14 protein-coding genes are annotated in these 16,262 nt (G+C 65.5%); 11 read left to right on the top strand and 3 right to left on the bottom strand.

Annotated elements, in window-relative coordinates:
* Positions 1 to 406 precede the first annotated feature (406 nt).
* Positions 407 to 1,207 (top strand): YebC/PmpR family DNA-binding transcriptional regulator, encoded by an 801-nt coding sequence (locus G7Y49_RS10125; protein WP_165173444.1) that lies wholly within the window; start codon positions 407 to 409, stop codon positions 1,205 to 1,207.
* A 155-nt stretch (positions 1,208 to 1,362) separates the two neighbouring features.
* Here the strand turns inward: G7Y49_RS10125 and G7Y49_RS10120 are convergent, their stop codons facing one another.
* Entirely contained in the window at positions 1,363 to 2,016 is a 654-nt protein-coding gene (locus tag G7Y49_RS10120; RefSeq protein ID WP_241157379.1) for a DUF1836 domain-containing protein, read from the bottom strand.
* A gap of 210 nt (positions 2,017 to 2,226) precedes the next feature.
* On the opposite strand from G7Y49_RS10120, the gene G7Y49_RS10115 reads away from it, so the two are divergent.
* The 5 genes from G7Y49_RS10115 (at position 2,227) to G7Y49_RS10095 (ending at position 8,366) form a co-directional block, all read left to right on the top strand.
* A complete protein-coding gene (locus G7Y49_RS10115) occupies positions 2,227 to 3,081 on the top strand; it encodes a DegV family protein (protein WP_165173442.1) in 855 nt (284 codons plus the stop codon).
* A gap of 189 nt (positions 3,082 to 3,270) precedes the next feature.
* On the top strand, positions 3,271 to 4,173 hold the full coding sequence (locus G7Y49_RS10110) for a LysR family transcriptional regulator (RefSeq protein WP_165173440.1): 903 nt from the start codon (positions 3,271 to 3,273) through the stop codon (positions 4,171 to 4,173).
* A gap of 237 nt (positions 4,174 to 4,410) precedes the next feature.
* Positions 4,411 to 7,023: a molybdopterin-dependent oxidoreductase gene (locus tag G7Y49_RS10105; RefSeq protein ID WP_165173438.1), complete on the top strand. Its 2,613-nt coding sequence runs from the start codon at positions 4,411 to 4,413 to the stop codon at positions 7,021 to 7,023.
* A gap of 11 nt (positions 7,024 to 7,034) precedes the next feature.
* Positions 7,035 to 7,820, top strand: coding sequence for a carboxypeptidase regulatory-like domain-containing protein (locus G7Y49_RS10100; protein WP_165173436.1), 786 nt, complete (start codon positions 7,035 to 7,037; stop codon positions 7,818 to 7,820).
* Between the two features lie 54 nt (positions 7,821 to 7,874).
* Positions 7,875 to 8,366, top strand: a complete 492-nt coding sequence (locus tag G7Y49_RS10095) for a hypothetical protein (RefSeq protein ID WP_165173434.1) — start codon at positions 7,875 to 7,877, stop codon at positions 8,364 to 8,366.
* 182 nt (positions 8,367 to 8,548) lie between these two features.
* Here G7Y49_RS10095 and G7Y49_RS10090 read toward each other — a convergent pair whose 3' ends face one another.
* Entirely contained in the window at positions 8,549 to 11,488 is a 2,940-nt protein-coding gene (locus G7Y49_RS10090) for a LamG-like jellyroll fold domain-containing protein (RefSeq protein ID WP_241157378.1), read from the bottom strand.
* A gap of 319 nt (positions 11,489 to 11,807) precedes the next feature.
* On the opposite strand from G7Y49_RS10090, the gene ruvC reads away from it, so the two are divergent.
* The 5 genes from ruvC (at position 11,808) to G7Y49_RS10065 (ending at position 14,932) form a co-directional block, all read left to right on the top strand.
* The gene (ruvC, locus tag G7Y49_RS10085; protein ID WP_165173448.1) at positions 11,808 to 12,419 is read left to right on the top strand and encodes a crossover junction endodeoxyribonuclease RuvC; all 612 of its coding nucleotides are present in this window, start codon (positions 11,808 to 11,810) and stop codon (positions 12,417 to 12,419) included.
* The gene (gene ruvA, locus G7Y49_RS10080) at positions 12,419 to 13,015 is read left to right on the top strand and encodes a Holliday junction branch migration protein RuvA (RefSeq protein WP_165173446.1); all 597 of its coding nucleotides are present in this window, start codon (positions 12,419 to 12,421) and stop codon (positions 13,013 to 13,015) included. The genes ruvC and ruvA overlap by 1 nt, the downstream gene beginning before the upstream one ends.
* A 6-nt stretch (positions 13,016 to 13,021) precedes the next feature.
* Positions 13,022 to 14,122: a Holliday junction branch migration DNA helicase RuvB gene (gene ruvB / locus G7Y49_RS10075; protein ID WP_165173430.1), complete on the top strand. Its 1,101-nt coding sequence runs from the start codon at positions 13,022 to 13,024 to the stop codon at positions 14,120 to 14,122.
* A 2-nt stretch (positions 14,123 to 14,124) separates the two neighbouring features.
* Positions 14,125 to 14,511, top strand: coding sequence for a hypothetical protein (locus G7Y49_RS10070; protein WP_165173428.1), 387 nt, complete (start codon positions 14,125 to 14,127; stop codon positions 14,509 to 14,511).
* 217 nt (positions 14,512 to 14,728) lie between these two features.
* Entirely contained in the window at positions 14,729 to 14,932 is a 204-nt protein-coding gene (locus G7Y49_RS10065; protein ID WP_165054268.1) for a cold-shock protein, read from the top strand.
* An 86-nt stretch (positions 14,933 to 15,018) separates the two neighbouring features.
* On the opposite strand, the gene queA is transcribed toward G7Y49_RS10065, so the two are convergent.
* Positions 15,019 to 16,104, bottom strand: a complete 1,086-nt coding sequence (gene queA, locus G7Y49_RS10060) for a tRNA preQ1(34) S-adenosylmethionine ribosyltransferase-isomerase QueA (protein ID WP_165173426.1) — start codon at positions 16,102 to 16,104, stop codon at positions 15,019 to 15,021.
* Between the last annotated feature and the right edge of the window lie 158 nt (positions 16,105 to 16,262).

Below are 16,262 nucleotides of genomic sequence, written 5' to 3'. Positions count from 1 at the left end.
CCGTTTTTCCTCTTCTGCTTTTTGACGAACAATTCTTCTCCTGACCTGCGGATACCCCTTTTCTCATTATACCATACCAATAACAATCCCTAACGCAGATAGTCATAAATTTTTGACAAAAATAAAGGCCTGGAACGGCCTTTAACCAGGGAATATGTGAAAACGGATCAACTAATCAGCTGCAAAACTCGGGCGCTTGCATCGTGCGCCCGCGCCCGAGACGAGCGCGCTTGCGTCTCCCGCTTCGCCCGCGTGCGTCACCCGCTCCGCCCGCCCGTCCCGCGCCTGCGGCGACGCCCCTCGCGCTCGCCCTCGCATTCCGCAGCTTTTTCCGGAGCGGCTCCTTGCGCCTTGACTGTTGTGCTAACATGTGCGGTTGGTATTACAACATCTGGAAGGGACGTATATGTCAGGGCACTCAAAATGGGCAACAACCAAGCATCGCAAGGCCGCGCAGGACGCTAAGCGCTCCGCCTTGTTCTCCAAGCTGTCGCGCAACATCACCGTTGCAGCCAAGGAGGGCGGCGACCCCAACCCCGACAACAACGCCTCCCTTGCGGCCGCCATCGAGAAGGCCAAGGCCAACTCTCTGCCGAAGGACAAGATCAAGACCGCCATCGACAAGGCGTTCGGCAGCGGCAAGGACGCCGCGAGCTACGAGACGGTCATCTACGAGGGCTACGGCCCGGCGGGCATCGCGGTGTACTGCGAGGCCCTGACCGACAACCGCAACCGCACCGCCGCCGACGTGCGCAGCGCGTTCTCGCACGCGGGCGGCAACCTGGGCACCTCGGGCTCGGTCGCGTTCATGTTCGAGCGCAAGGGCCAGGTCGTGGTGGCCAAGGAGGTCGAGACCGGCGACAAGAAGAACCCCGTGAAGCCCAACGGCGCCGCCGCTGACGAGGAGGAGTTCATGATGGCCGTCGCCGAGGCCGGCGGAGACGACTACGAGGACGCCGACGAGGAGTGGATCGTCTACACCGCGCCGTCTGACCTCATGGCCGTGAAGAAGGGCCTTGAGGAGCAGGGCATCGAGACGAAGGGCGCCGAGATGACCATGGAGCCCACCACGCCCGCCACGGTCACCGTGAACGACGCGCGCAAGGTCATGCGCCTCATCGACAAGCTCGAGGAGCTCGAGGACCTGCAGAACGTCTACCACACCATGGACATCACCGACGAGATCGCCGCGGCGCTCGACGAGTAGCCTGCTCTGTCCGCCTTGGCGGGCGGGCGAAGCGCGTCGGCGTCTCGCGCTTGCTTCGCCTGCTGCGCGAGGGTGAGCTCATGGGGGGGCGAGGACTTGTTCCTCGCCCTCTTTTTTGCTGTCTGAGGTGAGGCCGGCTTGCTGCGTGCTACGTGCTACTTGCCGCGCTTGTCTCGCTTGCGGCCCGCGCCCGCGTTCGCACGGCTCGCGCTCGCGTTCGCGCCCATGCGGCCTGCGTTCGCGCGCCCCGCGCCCGCGCCCGCGCCGTCTGCGCCCGCGGCACCAGACGTTTCGGCGATGGAGGCGCGCAGGTAGAGCGTGTAGGCGACGGCCGCCGACGAGGCGATCACCAGGTCGCGCTCGAAGTCGCCCGGCTCGCTCCCGCTCGTGAGCGTGGCGGGCGCGGCGGAGGTGGGCGCGAAGAGCGCCCGGCAGGCGTTCTCGAGCGCGGTGCAGAAGTAGTCGTAGGCGACGTCCGTCTCGAAGCTGGTGATCTGCTGCTCGATGAGGTGGTTGATCTCGCCGATGGAGAACGTGTGCTTCAGGATGCCGATCACGATGAGCTGGGCGACCTGCTCGCGCGTGTACTTCTTGGCGCGCGGCGGCGCGATCACGCCCTGCTTCACGTAGTTGTTCACCATGGAGGGCGTGATGATCTTGTCGTCGGGCTGGTACAGCGGGCGCAGCGTCTCCTGCAGGTAGCCGACGAGCTGGTCCATGTAGAGCTCGATGTGGGGGATCTCGGCATAGCGCGGGAGGCGCAGCGAGGCGATGTTCTGGGCGAACGCGTTCTGCTCGGCTGGCTGCACAGACGTCTCCTCCCTTCGGCTCCGCGCGCTGCGCGACATGGTGGTCATACAGGCAAGAAAATAGCAGATTGACGCTTGATGGTCAAATTCTTCAACTAGTTGACAAAATGTCGATTAATACATAATCTAGTTTTCAATACGAGATATGGCGCAGCTGGATCATAGCGAGGCCGCTGGATCATAGCGAGGACACAGCGAAAGCGGGGGACCATGGGCAAGAAGGAGATCGCCATCGTCATCGACTCGTGCACGGACGTGCCGCCGGCCGAAATCGAGCGCTACGGCATGTACGTGGTGCCGGTGCAGGTGAACTACGAGGACGGCAGCTACCTCGACAAGGTGGACATCACGCCGCAGGAGGTCTACGACCGCCTCGCCGTGGAGGTTCCGCGCACCTCGACGCCGACGCCCGCCATAGCCTCCGAGGTGCTGGGCCGCGTGGTGGCCGACGGCTACGAGCAGGCGGTGGTGGTGACCATCTCAAGCGGGCTGTCGTCCACGCACGACCTGCTGCGCTCCGTGTCGTCAGGCATGTCCCGTCTGCGGACGCTTCTCGTCGACACGAAGAACATCGGCATGGGGGCGGGGCTCGTGGTGCTCGCGCTCGCGCGCATGGTGGAGGCGGGCGCCACGCTCGAGGAGCTCGAGGAGGCGGCGGACCGCATCGTCGCGAACACGAAGGTGTTCTTCTGCGTTGACACGCTCGACTACCTGCTGCGCGGCGGGCGCATCGGCAAGGTCACCTACCGGGTGGGCAGCCTGCTCGACATGCGCCCCGTGATCAGCTGCAACGAGGAGGGCGTGTACTACACCGTGTCGAAGGCGAAGGGCCGCAAGCTCTCGCTCAAGCGCGCCATGAGCTGCGCCGAGAAGTTCGCCGCGCAGTTCGACGAGTGCGTCATGGCCGTGGTGGACGGCGACGCGGCGTCCGAGGCCGCCGAGGTGCGGCGCGAGCTCAAGGGGAGGATCGCGAACGCGACCACCTGGTACGAGGGGAACGTGAGCCCCGCCCTCGTGGTCCACACCGGCCCCGGCCTCATCGGCGTCGGCGTGCAGGGCGCATAGCCCGCAGCTCTCCCGCCACGCGGCGATCTTGCGCGCAGGCGTTCTTGTCGCGCGCAGGAGCCCGCCCTGCGGAAAGCCCCTGCGGGGTCGTTGTTTCCGGCAGTGTTTCGATTATCGAAATCGCATAAGAGCGTTTTGGAGTCCCGATGATGCTATGTTTATGGGGCGACCATTCATGAGGGGGATGCGATGGAGATAGGCGATCTGAGGGAGTTCATCGTCCTCGCCGAAGAGCTGAACTACACGACTGCGGCCGACAGGCTGTTCCTCTCACGCTCCTCGCTCACGAAGCACATCCAGGCGGTGGAGAGCGAGCTGGGTGTGCAGCTGTTCGAGAGGAACAACCGGTCGGTTTCGCTGACGCCCGCTGGGCGGGCGTTCCTGCAGAGGGCGAGAGCCGTCCTCTTCGCGTACCACGAAGCCGTGGAGGCGGCGAGGTCCGCTGCGGCAGAGGACGTGGAAAAGCTCAAGGTGGGATATCTCTTCGCGACTGCCGGTGAGATATTTCCTCAGATCTGCGCTGATTTCGGGACCCAGAGCAACGTTCGCTTAGAGCTGCGCTCAATGGAAGTGGAAGAGATCTGGAGGGGCGTGACGAAGGGCGAGATCGATCTTGGCTTGACGATCGGCATGGCTGACGGCATTCCCCACAAGTGCAACTACGTCGAGCTTCTGGAGGATCGATTCGGCATCGTCGTAACCGCCGCGCATCCGTATGCCCGGCGAGAGAGCTTGACCTACGATGACCTGAGAGGCATGTCGCTTTTCGGCCCTCATCCGCGCTACCTCCCGCTGAACGAGAGGATCATCAGCCGATACCTCTCCGCGCATGGCGGTGACCTGGAGGTCGCGCCCGAGATCAGGGACATCGGGTCGATTTGCCCGGCGCTTGCGATGGGCGCGGACGCGGTCTTTTCCGTAGGGCATATCGCTCGTCGCCTCGGGGAGCACTTCGCCTTTGTTCCCCTCGCTGACGTGGAGGAGAAGCCCGTAGTGGTCCTTGCATGGCGAAAGGACAACGAGACGAGCGAATTGCTCGAGTTCACGCGCTGCATGAAATCCAGATTCGACCAATACCAAAAGGATCGCTAGACCTTAGCTGAGAACCGCGTCGCCTTCGGCCCGTTGTTTCCAAAAGGGAACAGCGGGCCGAAATGCGGAGTGCCCTCGGACGATCCTATAATGAGGCTACTCGAGGGGAAGTCACGTGATAGCTCAACAACGAATCCTGCCGCGCACCTGCGGTCTTGGGACTGCTTTGCCCAAGTGTCGGATACGCGACCGGAATCGCTCGAGATCTCTACTGAGAGCAAGCGAGAAAGGAGAGCCATGAGCTTTATCGCGGACAAGACTGTCTACAAGTCCATGGGCTTTTGCGGAGTTGGCGACGGGGCGAATATCGCAAACGTCGACGTGAAAGACGGCAAGGTGGTTCGCATCAGGCCCGTGCACTACGACGAGCTCTACACCAAGGAGGACCTCAACTACTGGACCATCAAGGCGCGCGGTTCCCAGTTTGAGCCGGGGATGAAGTCGCTGCTTCCGCCCCTGTCGCTCACCTACAAGAACAGGATCTACTCCAAGAACCGCGTTCCCTATCCGCTGAAGCGCGTGGACTGGGATCCGAACGGCGAACGTCATCCGGAGACGCGCGGCGAGTCGAGGTACGAGCGCATATCCTGGGACGAGGCCCTGGACATCGTCGCTGACGAAATCAAGCGCATCCACGACGCGTACGGTCCCGCGTCCATCCTGTGCCAAGGCGGCGGACATGCGGAAACCAAGAACGCGACGGGGACCCATGGCGTTCAGACCGCGATGTTCAACACGCTCGGCACGGGCTGCGTGGTTCAGGCGCGTAACGCCGACAGCTGGGAAGGCTGGTACTGGGGCGGCAAGTACGTGTGGGGCAACGACCCCGTTGGCGAGCAGGTTCAGCTGACCAACGTCCTCAAGGACATCGCCGAGAACTCTGACGCCGTGCTGCACTGGGGCTGCGATCTGGAGACGACCCCTTGGGGTTGGGGCGGTCAGCTGTCGAGCCGAACCGCCTACTGGTTCACCGAGATCGGCATCAAGCAGATCTTCATCTGCCCTGAGCTGAACTACTCTGCGGCGATTCACGCAGACAAGTGGATTCCCGTGCTGCCCAACACCGACGCTGCGCTGCAGCTGGCCATCGCCTATGTGTGGATGACCGAGGGCACCTTCGACCGCGAGTACCTGGAGACGCACACCGTCGGCTACGACCATCTCGAGCGCTACGTTTTGGGCGAGGAGGACGGCGTCCCCAAGACCCCGAAGTGGGCGGAGGAGAAGTGCCACGTCCCCTCGTACACCATCAAGGCCCTGGCTCGCTACTGGGCGAAGCACAGCGTGTCCATCGGGCATGGCAACGGAGGCGGCTACATCCGCTCATGCTTCTCCCATGAGCCTGCTCGCCTCGAGATCTGCCTGCTGGCCATGCAGGGCGTCGGCAAGCCTGGCGCCAACCAGTTCAAGTTCCTCGAGAAGTCCCTGTTCTACGATCCGACGGTGAATCCCTATCCGCGCTCCGAGGTCATTCCCTCCACCTTCGCGTGCTTCAAGGGCGCTCTGCTCGATGAGCAGATGCTCGGAAAGAACTTCGTCCCGCAGACCCTCATCCCCAACGCGATCGGCGGCGAGAAGTTCGACTGGTACGGCCACACCATGTGCACCTTCGGCATTTCCGACCAGCTCAAGCCCTTCCAGTTCCCCAATCCGGGCAACCAGCCCATCCACATGGTCTGGTCCACGGGCCCCTGTTGGCAGACCTGCTGGAACGGCGGCTTCCGGTTCCAGGACGTCATCCGCTCCGAGGCCGTTGAGTGCTACATCGTCCAGCACCAGTGGATGGAGAACGACACCAACTTCGCCGACCTCATCTTGCCCGTCACCACCAAGGTCGAGGAATACGACCTGAACAACGACATCGAGAGCGGCCAGTTCAACATGATGTACCTCGAAGAGCCCGCCATCGAGCCCTTCTGCGACGCGCGCAGCGACTACGCCATCGTCTGCGGGGTTGCGAAGAGCCTGGAGCGCTTCGGCGGAATCTACGCGGGCCTGCACGACAAGATCACCGAGGGCCTTACTGACGAGGAGCTCCTCAAGCGCGGCTACGAGATGTCGGGCATCCCCCTGGACCAGATGCCCTGGGAGAAGTTCAAGCAGCAGAAGCTCTGGATCTCCCCCACGGTCAAGGGCTGGGAGGACGAGCCCGCCGGCCTCATCGGCTTCTACGAAGACCCCGAGAGCCATCCCTTCTCCACGCCGTCCGGGAAGATCGAGATCTACTCCACGCTGATCGCCGACAACTTCCCCGATGACGCGGAGCGCGGTCCCGTGCCCCATTGGGTGGAGGAGAGCCCGCTTCACCACGAGCGCATCACCTCTGATCGCGCCCAGGAGTATCCGTATCTGCTCATGTCCAACCATCCTCGCTGGCGCGTTCACGCCCAGCATGATGACTGCATCTGGCTCCGCGAGATCCAGACCTGCAAGGTCGTCGGCCCCGACGGCTACGCATACGAGCCCATTTGGATCAATCCCGCCGATGCCGCGGAGAAGGGCCTGAAGAACGGCGACGTCGCCGAGCTGTTCAACGAGCGCGGTCGCGTTCTGGGCGGCATCATCGTCACCGAGCGCATCATGCCCGGCGCCCTTTACCAGGATCACGGCGCTCGCGTCGACACCATCGTTCCCGGCACGGGCGGTCTTGACCGCGGTGGCGCAAACAACATGATCTGTCCGTCCGCCACCACTTCCAAGAACTGCGCCGGCGAAGTCACCAACAGCTTCTTGGTCGGCATCAGGAAGGTGGACGTTTTCGAGCTCGCAGAGCAGTACGCCGAAGCGTTTGGCCGCGAATACGACCCGGCTTGCGGCCTTGTCGCCAGCGCGCGCATTGAGAAGGAATAGGGGTAGATGGCATGAAAGCTTTTGTAATCGACATCGCGAAGTGCAACGGTTGCCACAATTGCCAGATCGTCTGCAAGGACGAGCACTGCGGCAACGACTGGTCGCCGTATGCGAAGACCCAGCCTGATACCGGCCAGTTCTGGTGCAGCGTCGAAGAGCGCGTGCGCGGCACGGTGCCGCTGACGAGGATCAGCTACATCCCGCGCATCGGCGCCCAGACCGAGGCTCTCAGGGAGTACGCGGGAGAGGTCCTGATGCCCCGCGAAGACGGCCTGATCGTCATCGATCCCGAGAAGGCGAAGGGCCGTGAGGACATCGCCGAGAAGTTCGAAGGCGTTTACTGGAACGCTGAGCTTCAGATTCCGCAGGGGTGCACGGGCTGTGCCCACCTGCTGGACAACGGCTGGGCCGTTCCTCGCTGCGTCGACGCGTGCCCGACCGATGCCTTGCGCTTCGGGGACGAGGATGACCTCGCAGAGGAGATCGCGCAGGCGACGAGGCTCGACGATGACTCCCATGTGTACTACCTGAACTTCCCGAAGCGCTTCATCGGGGGCACGGTTGTCGATCTGGCGGCTGACGAAGTGGTCATCGGCGCCGAAGTGTACCTGAAGGATGAGGATGGAAAGGTCGTCTCCCTCGCGCGCACCGACGATTTCGGCGACTTCATCTTCAAGCAGGTGGAGCCCGAGGCGTATCGCGTGGAGATAAAGGCGCACGGGTTCGGCAAGAAGGCCCTCGACGCCGACGCTCGCGAGGCGGACCTCAATCTCGGCACTATTGATCTGAGCGCGTAAAGGTGAGCGGGCGCAGTTGGCATCGACTGCGCCCTATGAGAAGGAGTGATCGTAATGGTCTTTAAAGGTCCTGCCGGTTTCCAGCGCATTGTCTACATCATCATGAACGTCGTCATGGGCATCGTGATCACCGTGTGCTTGAACGTGCTGGTGCTCCATGCGCCTATTACGGTGGACGGAATGCTCACCAGCTGCGTTCTGAGCTTCGCCGTCGGCTACACCGTGAGCGACCTCGTTCCTGCGATGGACTGGGGCCGGGCCTTGGCTGCGAAGCTCGGCTTGAAGCCGGGAAGCCTCGGGACCCATCTGGTTTCCAGCGCTGTGCTGGCGTTCTTCATGGGCACCCTGATCCTGTTCTTCTGCGCGTTGGTCAACGTGCTGTCTGTCGGCGGCATCCAGGGCGTGCTCGGCTTCTTCATGATGGGCTACCCGATTGTGCTGGCGGCGGCTTTTGTGGCAATCGTTTTGTGCGTGCCGGCGGCAATGAAGGTCGCTGCTGCCATCAGCGGCTTCGATCCCACCAAGATGCCTCCTCAGGCCGAGTAGCATCGGGCTGGGTGGCAAGGCAGCTGGGGCTGGAGCAAAAGCCCCGACGAGAAAGCGAGCCCCCTTAGGCTCGCTTTCTCTCTTCAACTGGCTTTTCGCCTTGTGCGTGAGGGCGCGTTTGCGGGCGGGGTTGCCTTTTGCTAAGGCCCGCACCCTGCACGCCGCGCCAACGCCATCGTTACTTACGCGTTCCCGTCGTCTCCGGAGAACTCGCCCTTCAGGAAGCCTCGCGCCACGCATGCGGCGGCGCCGGCGGTTGCCACGAGGCCGATCAGGGCGCTGGTGGCAACCGAGAGCTCGTCGCCGGTCTGGGCGAGCTTCGTGCCGGTCGGCAGCGTCACCGTCTCCGTGCTGCCGTTCGCGCCCGCGCCCGAGCTGCCGCCTGCGCCGTTCGCGCCCGAGCCGGTGCCGGGCGTCGTGCCAGCATCGGGCGCGTTGCCGCCGCCCGCGCCGTTGCCGCCCGCGTTGCCGCCGCCCGTGTTTCCGCCGTTGCCCGTGCCGCCGCCCTCGCCGTTGCCGCCCGCGTTGCCGCCGTTGCCCGTGTCGCCGCCCTCGCCGGGCTCGGGCGCAGGAGCCGCGGAGACGACGACCTCGGCGGTCGGCCGCTGGGCGTATCCGGCAAGGTACGTCACGACGTAGGTGCCCTCGGCGGCAGGGACGAAGCGGTAGCTTGCATGGGCAGACGCCGACAGCGTGCCCTCGGCAAGCGCAGCCGCCTCCGCCGCCGTCTTCATCAGCTCAATTGCCTGCCCGTTGGGGTCGGTCACCTCCGGCACTGCCTGGAGCTCCGTGCCGGCGACGTCGGTGAACAGCACGTTCGGCACAAGGTAGGCCTGGCCCACGGTGGCGGTGCCCATCTCCTCGGCGCTCGGAGCCTCCGCGGCCTTCGCCACCGGAGCCGAGGCCGTGTAGAGCATGGTCGCCTGCTCCTGGGTGGCAACGACAGGCGTAAGCTTGGCGAAGGCGACCTTGCCCACCATCGGGTGCTCCATGCCGCCCTCGCTGTCCACGTCGGCCCCCACGAACCAGCGCTTGAAATCGGCCTTCGGCGCGGGGATGGAGCCCACGTTGCGCTTCTGCGATACCAGCTGGCCGTTCAGGTAGTACTTCATGGTCTCGCCGTCGTAGGTCACCGTCACGTGCGTCCACGTGTTCAGCGGCACCTCTCCGTCGGTGTATACGTAGTCGCTTCCGTTCCCCACGTTGGTGTAGTGCCGCAGCTTGGGAGCGTAATAGCTCAAGTCCTGTCCCACGCCACTCGCGCTGGAGAACAGGTCGAAGTAAGTATCCGTCGGTTCTGCGGTGAACTGGAACAGCACCTCGATGGTCTCGGCTTGCGCGATGGCGGCGTAGTCCTTGTCGGCGAACTCGTACCCCACGGCCGACTCGCCGTCGAACAGCGCAACCGGAACGCCGAAGGCGCTGTCCGTCTCGTAGGTCAACGCGCCGAAGGGCACGGCGGCATGCGGCTTGGCGGCACGGTCGTCGTGCGCGCCGGTGGCGAAGTCGAGGTGAAGCAGCGGGGCGCCCAGCGAGGGCGGGACCTTCTCGGCGGTCGTGAACTCCGTCTCGCCGACAAGCGCCTCCTTCCCGAACGCGCTGACGGCGTAGGCGCGCAGCACGTAGGCGGTCTTCTCCTCGAGCGCCGCGCCGAACAGCGGACGCTCGAACACAGCCGGCTGGTTGACGTCCGCCTTGTAGTAGTCGGACATGAAGCGCGCATTGAACACGGGAGCGTCCGGGGCAGACGCGCGCGCGACCGTGACGCGGTAGGAGATGACCACGTCGTCGTTCACGCCCGAGGCGTCGGCGGACACCTTGTCAGCCGTCAGCGCGAACGAGGCGTCCATGTCGCTGATGGTCTCCTCGGGCACCGAGACGGAGGCGCCTTCCTTAACCAGGGGCGGCTTGGCCGCCTGCTCCATGCCGGCATGCGTGTACCGGAAGCCGTCGCGCCCCTGGGAGGGGACGATCACCCAAGGCTGCCCGAGGGCGGCGCCGTTGCGGAAGTCCAGGCGGTGGATCGTGACGGCATGCGTCGCCGTGTCGATCTCCACCAGCTCGCACTGGCTGGCGTCTTGCCCGGCATTGGGGTGTTCCTCGCCGCTCCCCGTCTCGTCCAGGCCGTCGCCGCTCATCCAGAAGTTGTTCGCGAACGTGGCGGTCTGGATGAGCGTGAAGCCGTCGTCCTGGTAGATGGAGCGCGGGTCGGCCATCGGGATGTGCGTATGCCCCGAGAAGTGGATGAGCTGATGGTACTTCCCGGCAAGCTCCTTGTAGAAGGCGTCGTCGTTGCCTTCTACGTCAGAGCTGTCGGTGCCGAACTTCCCGTTCCAGCTGCCGCCCACGCTGTACCAGACCGTGTTGCCGAAGGGGTGGTGCGTCAGCAGGAACACGGGCTTGCTCGCATCCTCCGCCACTGCGGCGGCAACACGCTCACGTACCCAATCTTGGCGGTCGCCGTACCAGCTGTTGTCATAGCCGCCCGGATGCGATGAGAGGGCAATCACGTGGTAGCCGCTGCCGGGAGCATCGGTGCCGCCCACGACGAAGTCGCAGTCTGTCTGGCCCTCGTTGGCGCCGCCGGGAATCTGGAACGAGCCCGCCACCGTCAGCTTCGACGACAGGAACTCCTTGAACTCCGCCTGAGCGCTGTCCTTGCTGCCGCTATGCGCGTAGTACTCGTGGTTGCCCATGACGATGCCCACGGGGCTCTTCGCATGCGCGTTCAGCAGCTCGGCCAGCTTGTCGTAGTCGTCCGCTGTGCCGTTGTCTGCCGAGTCGCCCACGAAGAAGTGCCCGTGGACCTGCGGGGCCATGCCGTAGATGGCGCTGAAGGCGGCGGGCACCTTCTCGCGGTAGGCGTTTTCCTCGCCAGCGCCCACATGAGTGTCGCTGTGCACGGTAAAGCGCACCTTGCTGCCGGAGAGTGTCGGCCATTGGGGAGAGCTCGGTGCCGTGAACGCAGCTGCGGCCTCCTGGTCGGGAAAGACCAAAAGCCCCCCGGCGGCGCACACGCCGGTGACGGCGGCCAGCTTGAGGAACGTGCGGCGTGACACGCCGAACGTTCCCTGATCGTATGCGGCTTCGAGATCATTCATGGCAGAGTTCTTCTCCTTCACGTGCGTCTCCTTTGCTCTTCTTTTTTCTTCAAACGGGATGTCGGATGCGTCTGCCTTGCATGGTCTGGCAGCGGCATCGAACGCGTGCGCCTCGGATGCTTTGATCGCGCCCGGCTCGCCTTGGCGCAGCATGAGGACATCGTAGGGAGGGAACGTCAGGATGAATTCAGGGGAGCGAAAACACGCTCCAAGGCAGGGGCAAAGTTCGCGTAAAGAGCGGGCGCCGCACTGTCCGAAACATTTGTTTGCTCGTGCCCTTGCTTTTGGCAAACGCTTGTTCTATCATAGCCTCACTTGTTGAGAAAGCGGGGTTGTGATCGTGGCGTCAGTCGAGCGCGTCATACTGGGCATCGACCCGGGCCTGGCCAACACGGGCTGGGGCATCGTCGAGCAGCGCGGCTCACGGCTCGCCTGCGTGGCGTACGGGTGCGTCTCCACGCCCGCGAGCCAGCCGCTCGCGGAGCGCCTCCTGAAGATCCACGACCAGATCGGCGCGGTGGTGCGGCGCTTCGGCCCCACCTGCGTGGGCATCGAGACCGTGTGGTTCGGCCAGAACATCACGGCGGCCTTTGCCACGGGGCAGGCGCGCGGCGCGGCGCTCGTGGCGTGCGCGGAGGGCGGGCTCGCGGTGGGGGAGTTCACCCCGCGCCAGATCAAGCTCGCGGTGGTGGGCACGGGCTCGGCCGAGAAGGAGCAGGTGCAGTACATGGTGCGCCAGCTCTTGCAGCTCGAGGAGGTGCCGCAGCCCGACCATGCGGCCGACGCGCTGGCAGCCGCCATCTGCTACACCACGCACGACGGGTTCGCGCGCGCCGAGAGGCGCTTCGACGAGCTGGTGGCGAAGGCGGAGGCGGCGCAGGCGTCGCGCGGCGCGCAACCGCGTCGGACGCGGCGGCGCGGTGGAGCGACCGGCGGGGAAGGTGAGGCGTGATGATTGCCTTTTTAAGCGGAAGGCTGGCGGGGAAGACCCCCAGCATGGCGTATGTCGACGTGAACGGCGTGGGATACGCCGTCTCCATGTCGGCGGCGGCGCTCGCGAAGCTGCCTGACGTGGGCGAGAGCGTGTCCGTGCTCACCTACCTGCAGGTGAGCGAGAGCGGGGCGGCGCTCTTCGGGTTCCTCACGCAGGAGGAGAAGGCGCTGTTCGAGCGGCTGATCACGGTGAGCGGCGTAGGGCCGAAGGTGGCGCTCGCGGCGCTGTCCACCTTCTCGCCGCGCGCTTTGGCCGATGCCGTCGCCGCCCAGGACACCTCCCTGGTGGCGAAGATCCCCGGCGTGGGCAAGAAGACCGCCTCGCGCATCATCCTCGAGCTCAAGGGCTCGCTCGACGCGGGGGCCGAGAGCCTGTTCGGCGCGGCTCCTGACGAGAAGTCGGTGGTCGACGCGCGCCTGAGCGGGGCCGCCGAGGCGCTGCTGTCGATGGGCTTCACGTCGGCCGAGGCTGATCTTGCGCTCAAGGGAGCGCCCGAGGGGGCTGCCGAGGCGGCGCTGCTACAATATGCGTTGAAGCGATTGGGAAGCCGATAGGGGTTTATGGACGACAGCGTACGCATAGAGGGAATGGTGTTCGAGGCCGCGGCGGGCGGCTTGGGCGGCGCACGCGGCGAGGCCGCGGCGGGCGCTGACGCGCACGCGCGGGCGGTGACGCCCGAGCTCGTGGAGGACGACCTGGCGCTCGACCGCTCCCTGCGCCCGAAGCGCCTCGAGGACTACCTGGGCCAGACCAAGGTCAAGGAGTCGCTGGCCATCCTCATCGAGGCCGCGCAGGCGCGCCATGACGTGGCCGACCACATCCTGTTCTCGGGCCCGCCGGGCCTCGGCAAGACGACGCTCGCCACCGTGGTGGCCAACGAGCTCGGCTCCAGCATCCGGACCACCTCCGGCCCCGCCATCGAGCGCACGGGGGACCTCGCGGCCATCCTCACCAACCTCGAGGAGGGCGACGTCCTGTTCATCGACGAGATCCACCGCCTCAACCGCATGGTGGAGGAGGTGCTCTACCCCGCGCTCGAGGACTTCGCGCTCGACATCGTGGTGGGCAAGGGCCCGGCGGCGCGCTCCATCCGCCTCGACATCCCGCGCTTCACGCTCATCGGCGCCACCACGCGCACGGGCCTGCTCACCGGCCCTCTGCGCGACCGCTTCGGCATCGCGTTCCGCCTGCAGTACTACACGCCCGAGGAGCTCAGCGCCATCGTGTGCCGTTCGGCGGCCATCCTCGGCGTCGACATCGACCAGGAGGGCGCGCTCGAGATCGCGCGCCGCAGCCGCGGGACGCCGCGTCTGGCCAACCGCATGCTCAAGCGCGTGCGCGACTGGGCGCAGGTCTGCGCGGACGGCGTCATCACCGAGGACGTGGCGGCCCAGGCCCTGAGCTTCTTCGAGGTGGATGACTTGGGCCTCGACGCGGTTGACAACCGCATCTTGGAGATCCTCTGCGTCCAGTTCTCGGGGCGCCCCGTGGGCCTCACCACGTTGGCCTCGGCGCTCTCGGAGGACCCTGACACGGTGGAGGACGTCTACGAGCCCTACCTCATGCAGCAGGGCCTCATGATGCGCACGCCGAAGGGGCGCCAGGCCACCGCGCGCGCGTGGGAGCACCTCGGGCTCGTCCCGCCCGAGGAGGGGAGGTAGCCATGTTCGAGCAAGACTATCTGCTGCGCATGCTCATGGACTTCGCGGCGGCCATCCGCCGCTCCATCGAGCGCGCAGGCGGCCAGCAGGACCCGTCCGGCGCGGCGAGCATGCTCGAGGAGGCGATCGGCAGCGCCGTCGACATCGACGGCGGCGTGCTTCTGTCGCTCTCGCCGGAGTCCATCGCGAGCATCCTGGAGGTGTCGGGGACCGATCCGCACGTCACCGAGTACGTGGCGCGCTCGCTTCTGCTCGCGTCCGACTACCACGCCCAGGCGGGCGAGGCGGAGCTTGCCGAGCTGCGCCGCGGGCAGGCGCTCGCCGTCGCCGAAGCCTACGGCCACGACCTCTCCGAAGCGTTCGACTTCGAGGCTGACATTAAACTTTAAGTATACTCAAAGACCCATGTCAGACGCTTGTTTTGAGGGAATCGGGGAACCTCGGAGCTTTCGCCAAAAAACATAATTTTCTTACGATGATTCCTCGCAGGAAACGAGTCGAAGTAGCGTATAGTGAGTGCATGTCCAAAAGAAGAGAGGACAAGTGTTGCCGCCATGCAGCACGTGTACATATCTCCCCGACTCTGGGGAGAGGAAAGAGGAAAAGATGGCGGAAGGTACTGTTAAGTGGTTCAACCCGGAGAAGGGTTACGGTTTCATCTCTCAGGCAGACGGCGAGGATCTCTTCGTCCATTTCTCTGAGATCCAGATGGACGGGTTCAAGACGCTCGACGAGGGTGCTGCGGTGTCCTTCGACGTAACGACGGGTCAGAACGGCAAGCTCCAGGCGAGCAACGTCGTCAAGCTGTAAATCCAAGTTCGATCACAGACGCAAGCGGGCCTGCAAGAGATTGCGGGCCCGCTTTTTTGCGCCCGGGGCCGCCGACGTGGGGCGGCCTAGTGGATGAACATCGCGTCGCCGAAGCTCAGGAGGCGGTAGCGCTCGGCGATGGCGTGCTCGTAGGCGCGCATGATCGCCTCGCGGCTGGCAAACGCGCTCACGAGCATCACGAGGGTCGACTTCGGCACGTGGAAGTTCGTGACCAGGGCGTCCACCACGTGGAACTCGTATCCCGGCAGGATGTAGAGCGAGGTGGCCTCGCGGTCGCGCGGCTTGAGCGCGCCTGACGCGGCGTCCCAGGCGCTCTCGAGCGAGCGCACGCTCGTGGTCCCCACGGCCACCACGCGCCCGCCGCGCGCCTTCGCGCGCGCCACGGCGTCTGCCGCCTCGCGCCCCACGGTGTAGAGCTCGGTGTGGATCTGGTGGTCCTCGGCGTTCTCCTCGTCGACCGTGCGGAAGGTGTCGAGGCCCACCTCGAGCTCGACGGTCGCCCACTCCACGCCCTTGGCGCGCAGGCGGTCGATGAGCTCGGGCGTGAAGTGCAGCCCTGCGGTGGGCGCGGCGGCCGAGCTCTCGCGGCGCGCGTACACGGTCTGGTACATCTCCGCGTCGCCCGCGTAGTCCTTGATGTAGGGCGGCAGCGGCGTGGTGCCCACGGCGTGCAGCGCCTCGTCGAGCGAGGGGAGCTCGGTCGAGAGGCGCGCCACGCGCTCGCCGCGCTGGGCGTTGCGCGCCCAGTCGACGATCTCGGCCGAGAGCGCCACGTTGCCGTCCTCGTCGGCGAAGTCGACCACGGCGCCCGTGTTGGGCTTCAGGCGCTTGCCGGGGCGCACGAGCACCTCCCAGAAGGCGACCCGGTTGGTGCGCGGCTCGGGCCCGCCGCATTCGCGCAGCAGGAACACCTCGGCCGCGCCGCCCGTCCCGCGCTTGGCGCCGAGCAGGCGCGCGGGCATGACGCGCGTCTCGTTGGCGACGAGCAGGTCTCCGGGGTTCAGGTACTCCTCGATGTCGCGGAAGACGCGGTCCTCCAGCGCGCCCGTCGCGCGGTCGAGCGCCAGCATGCGGCAGGCGTCGCGCACGGCGGCCGGCTCCTGCGCGATGAGCTCGGGCGGCAGGTCGTAGTCGAAGTCGGAAGTTCTCACTGGCTGTTCTCCTTGGCACATCTCAGCTGCTTGAGCACGGCGCGCTTGCGGGCCTGCTTGGCGGCGTAGGCTTGCTTACTCGCGCGCCGCGCGGCGCGCTCGGCCTCGGCGGCGGCGCGCTCGGCGGCGTGGGCGGCGGCCTCGCGCTCGCGCGCCTC

The sequence above is a fragment of the Adlercreutzia sp. ZJ242 genome (assembly GCF_011038995.1).
In the GTDB taxonomy this organism is placed as follows: domain Bacteria; phylum Actinomycetota; class Coriobacteriia; order Coriobacteriales; family Eggerthellaceae; genus CAAEEV01.
Note: the sequence above shows the minus strand (reverse complement) of the source record. Positions and strands in the feature narration are given on the sequence as shown.

Excerpts from the sequence above, each read along its gene's own strand:
- G7Y49_RS10105 (WP_165173438.1), top strand. The coding sequence starts at position 4,411 with ATGAGCTTTATCGCGGACAAGACTGTCTACAAGTCCATGGGCTTTTGC.
- G7Y49_RS10115 (WP_165173442.1), top strand. The coding sequence starts at position 2,227 with ATGGGCAAGAAGGAGATCGCCATCGTCATCGACTCGTGCACGGACGTG.
- ruvB (WP_165173430.1), top strand. The coding sequence starts at position 13,022 with ATGGACGACAGCGTACGCATAGAGGGAATGGTGTTCGAGGCCGCGGCG.
- G7Y49_RS10125 (WP_165173444.1), top strand. The coding sequence starts at position 407 with ATGTCAGGGCACTCAAAATGGGCAACAACCAAGCATCGCAAGGCCGCG.
- G7Y49_RS10100 (WP_165173436.1), top strand. The coding sequence starts at position 7,035 with ATGAAAGCTTTTGTAATCGACATCGCGAAGTGCAACGGTTGCCACAAT.
- G7Y49_RS10065 (WP_165054268.1), top strand. The coding sequence starts at position 14,729 with ATGGCGGAAGGTACTGTTAAGTGGTTCAACCCGGAGAAGGGTTACGGT.
- ruvA (WP_165173446.1), top strand. The coding sequence starts at position 12,419 with ATGATTGCCTTTTTAAGCGGAAGGCTGGCGGGGAAGACCCCCAGCATG.
- G7Y49_RS10110 (WP_165173440.1), top strand. The coding sequence starts at position 3,271 with ATGGAGATAGGCGATCTGAGGGAGTTCATCGTCCTCGCCGAAGAGCTG.
- G7Y49_RS10095 (WP_165173434.1), top strand. The coding sequence starts at position 7,875 with ATGGTCTTTAAAGGTCCTGCCGGTTTCCAGCGCATTGTCTACATCATC.
- G7Y49_RS10070 (WP_165173428.1), top strand. The coding sequence starts at position 14,125 with ATGTTCGAGCAAGACTATCTGCTGCGCATGCTCATGGACTTCGCGGCG.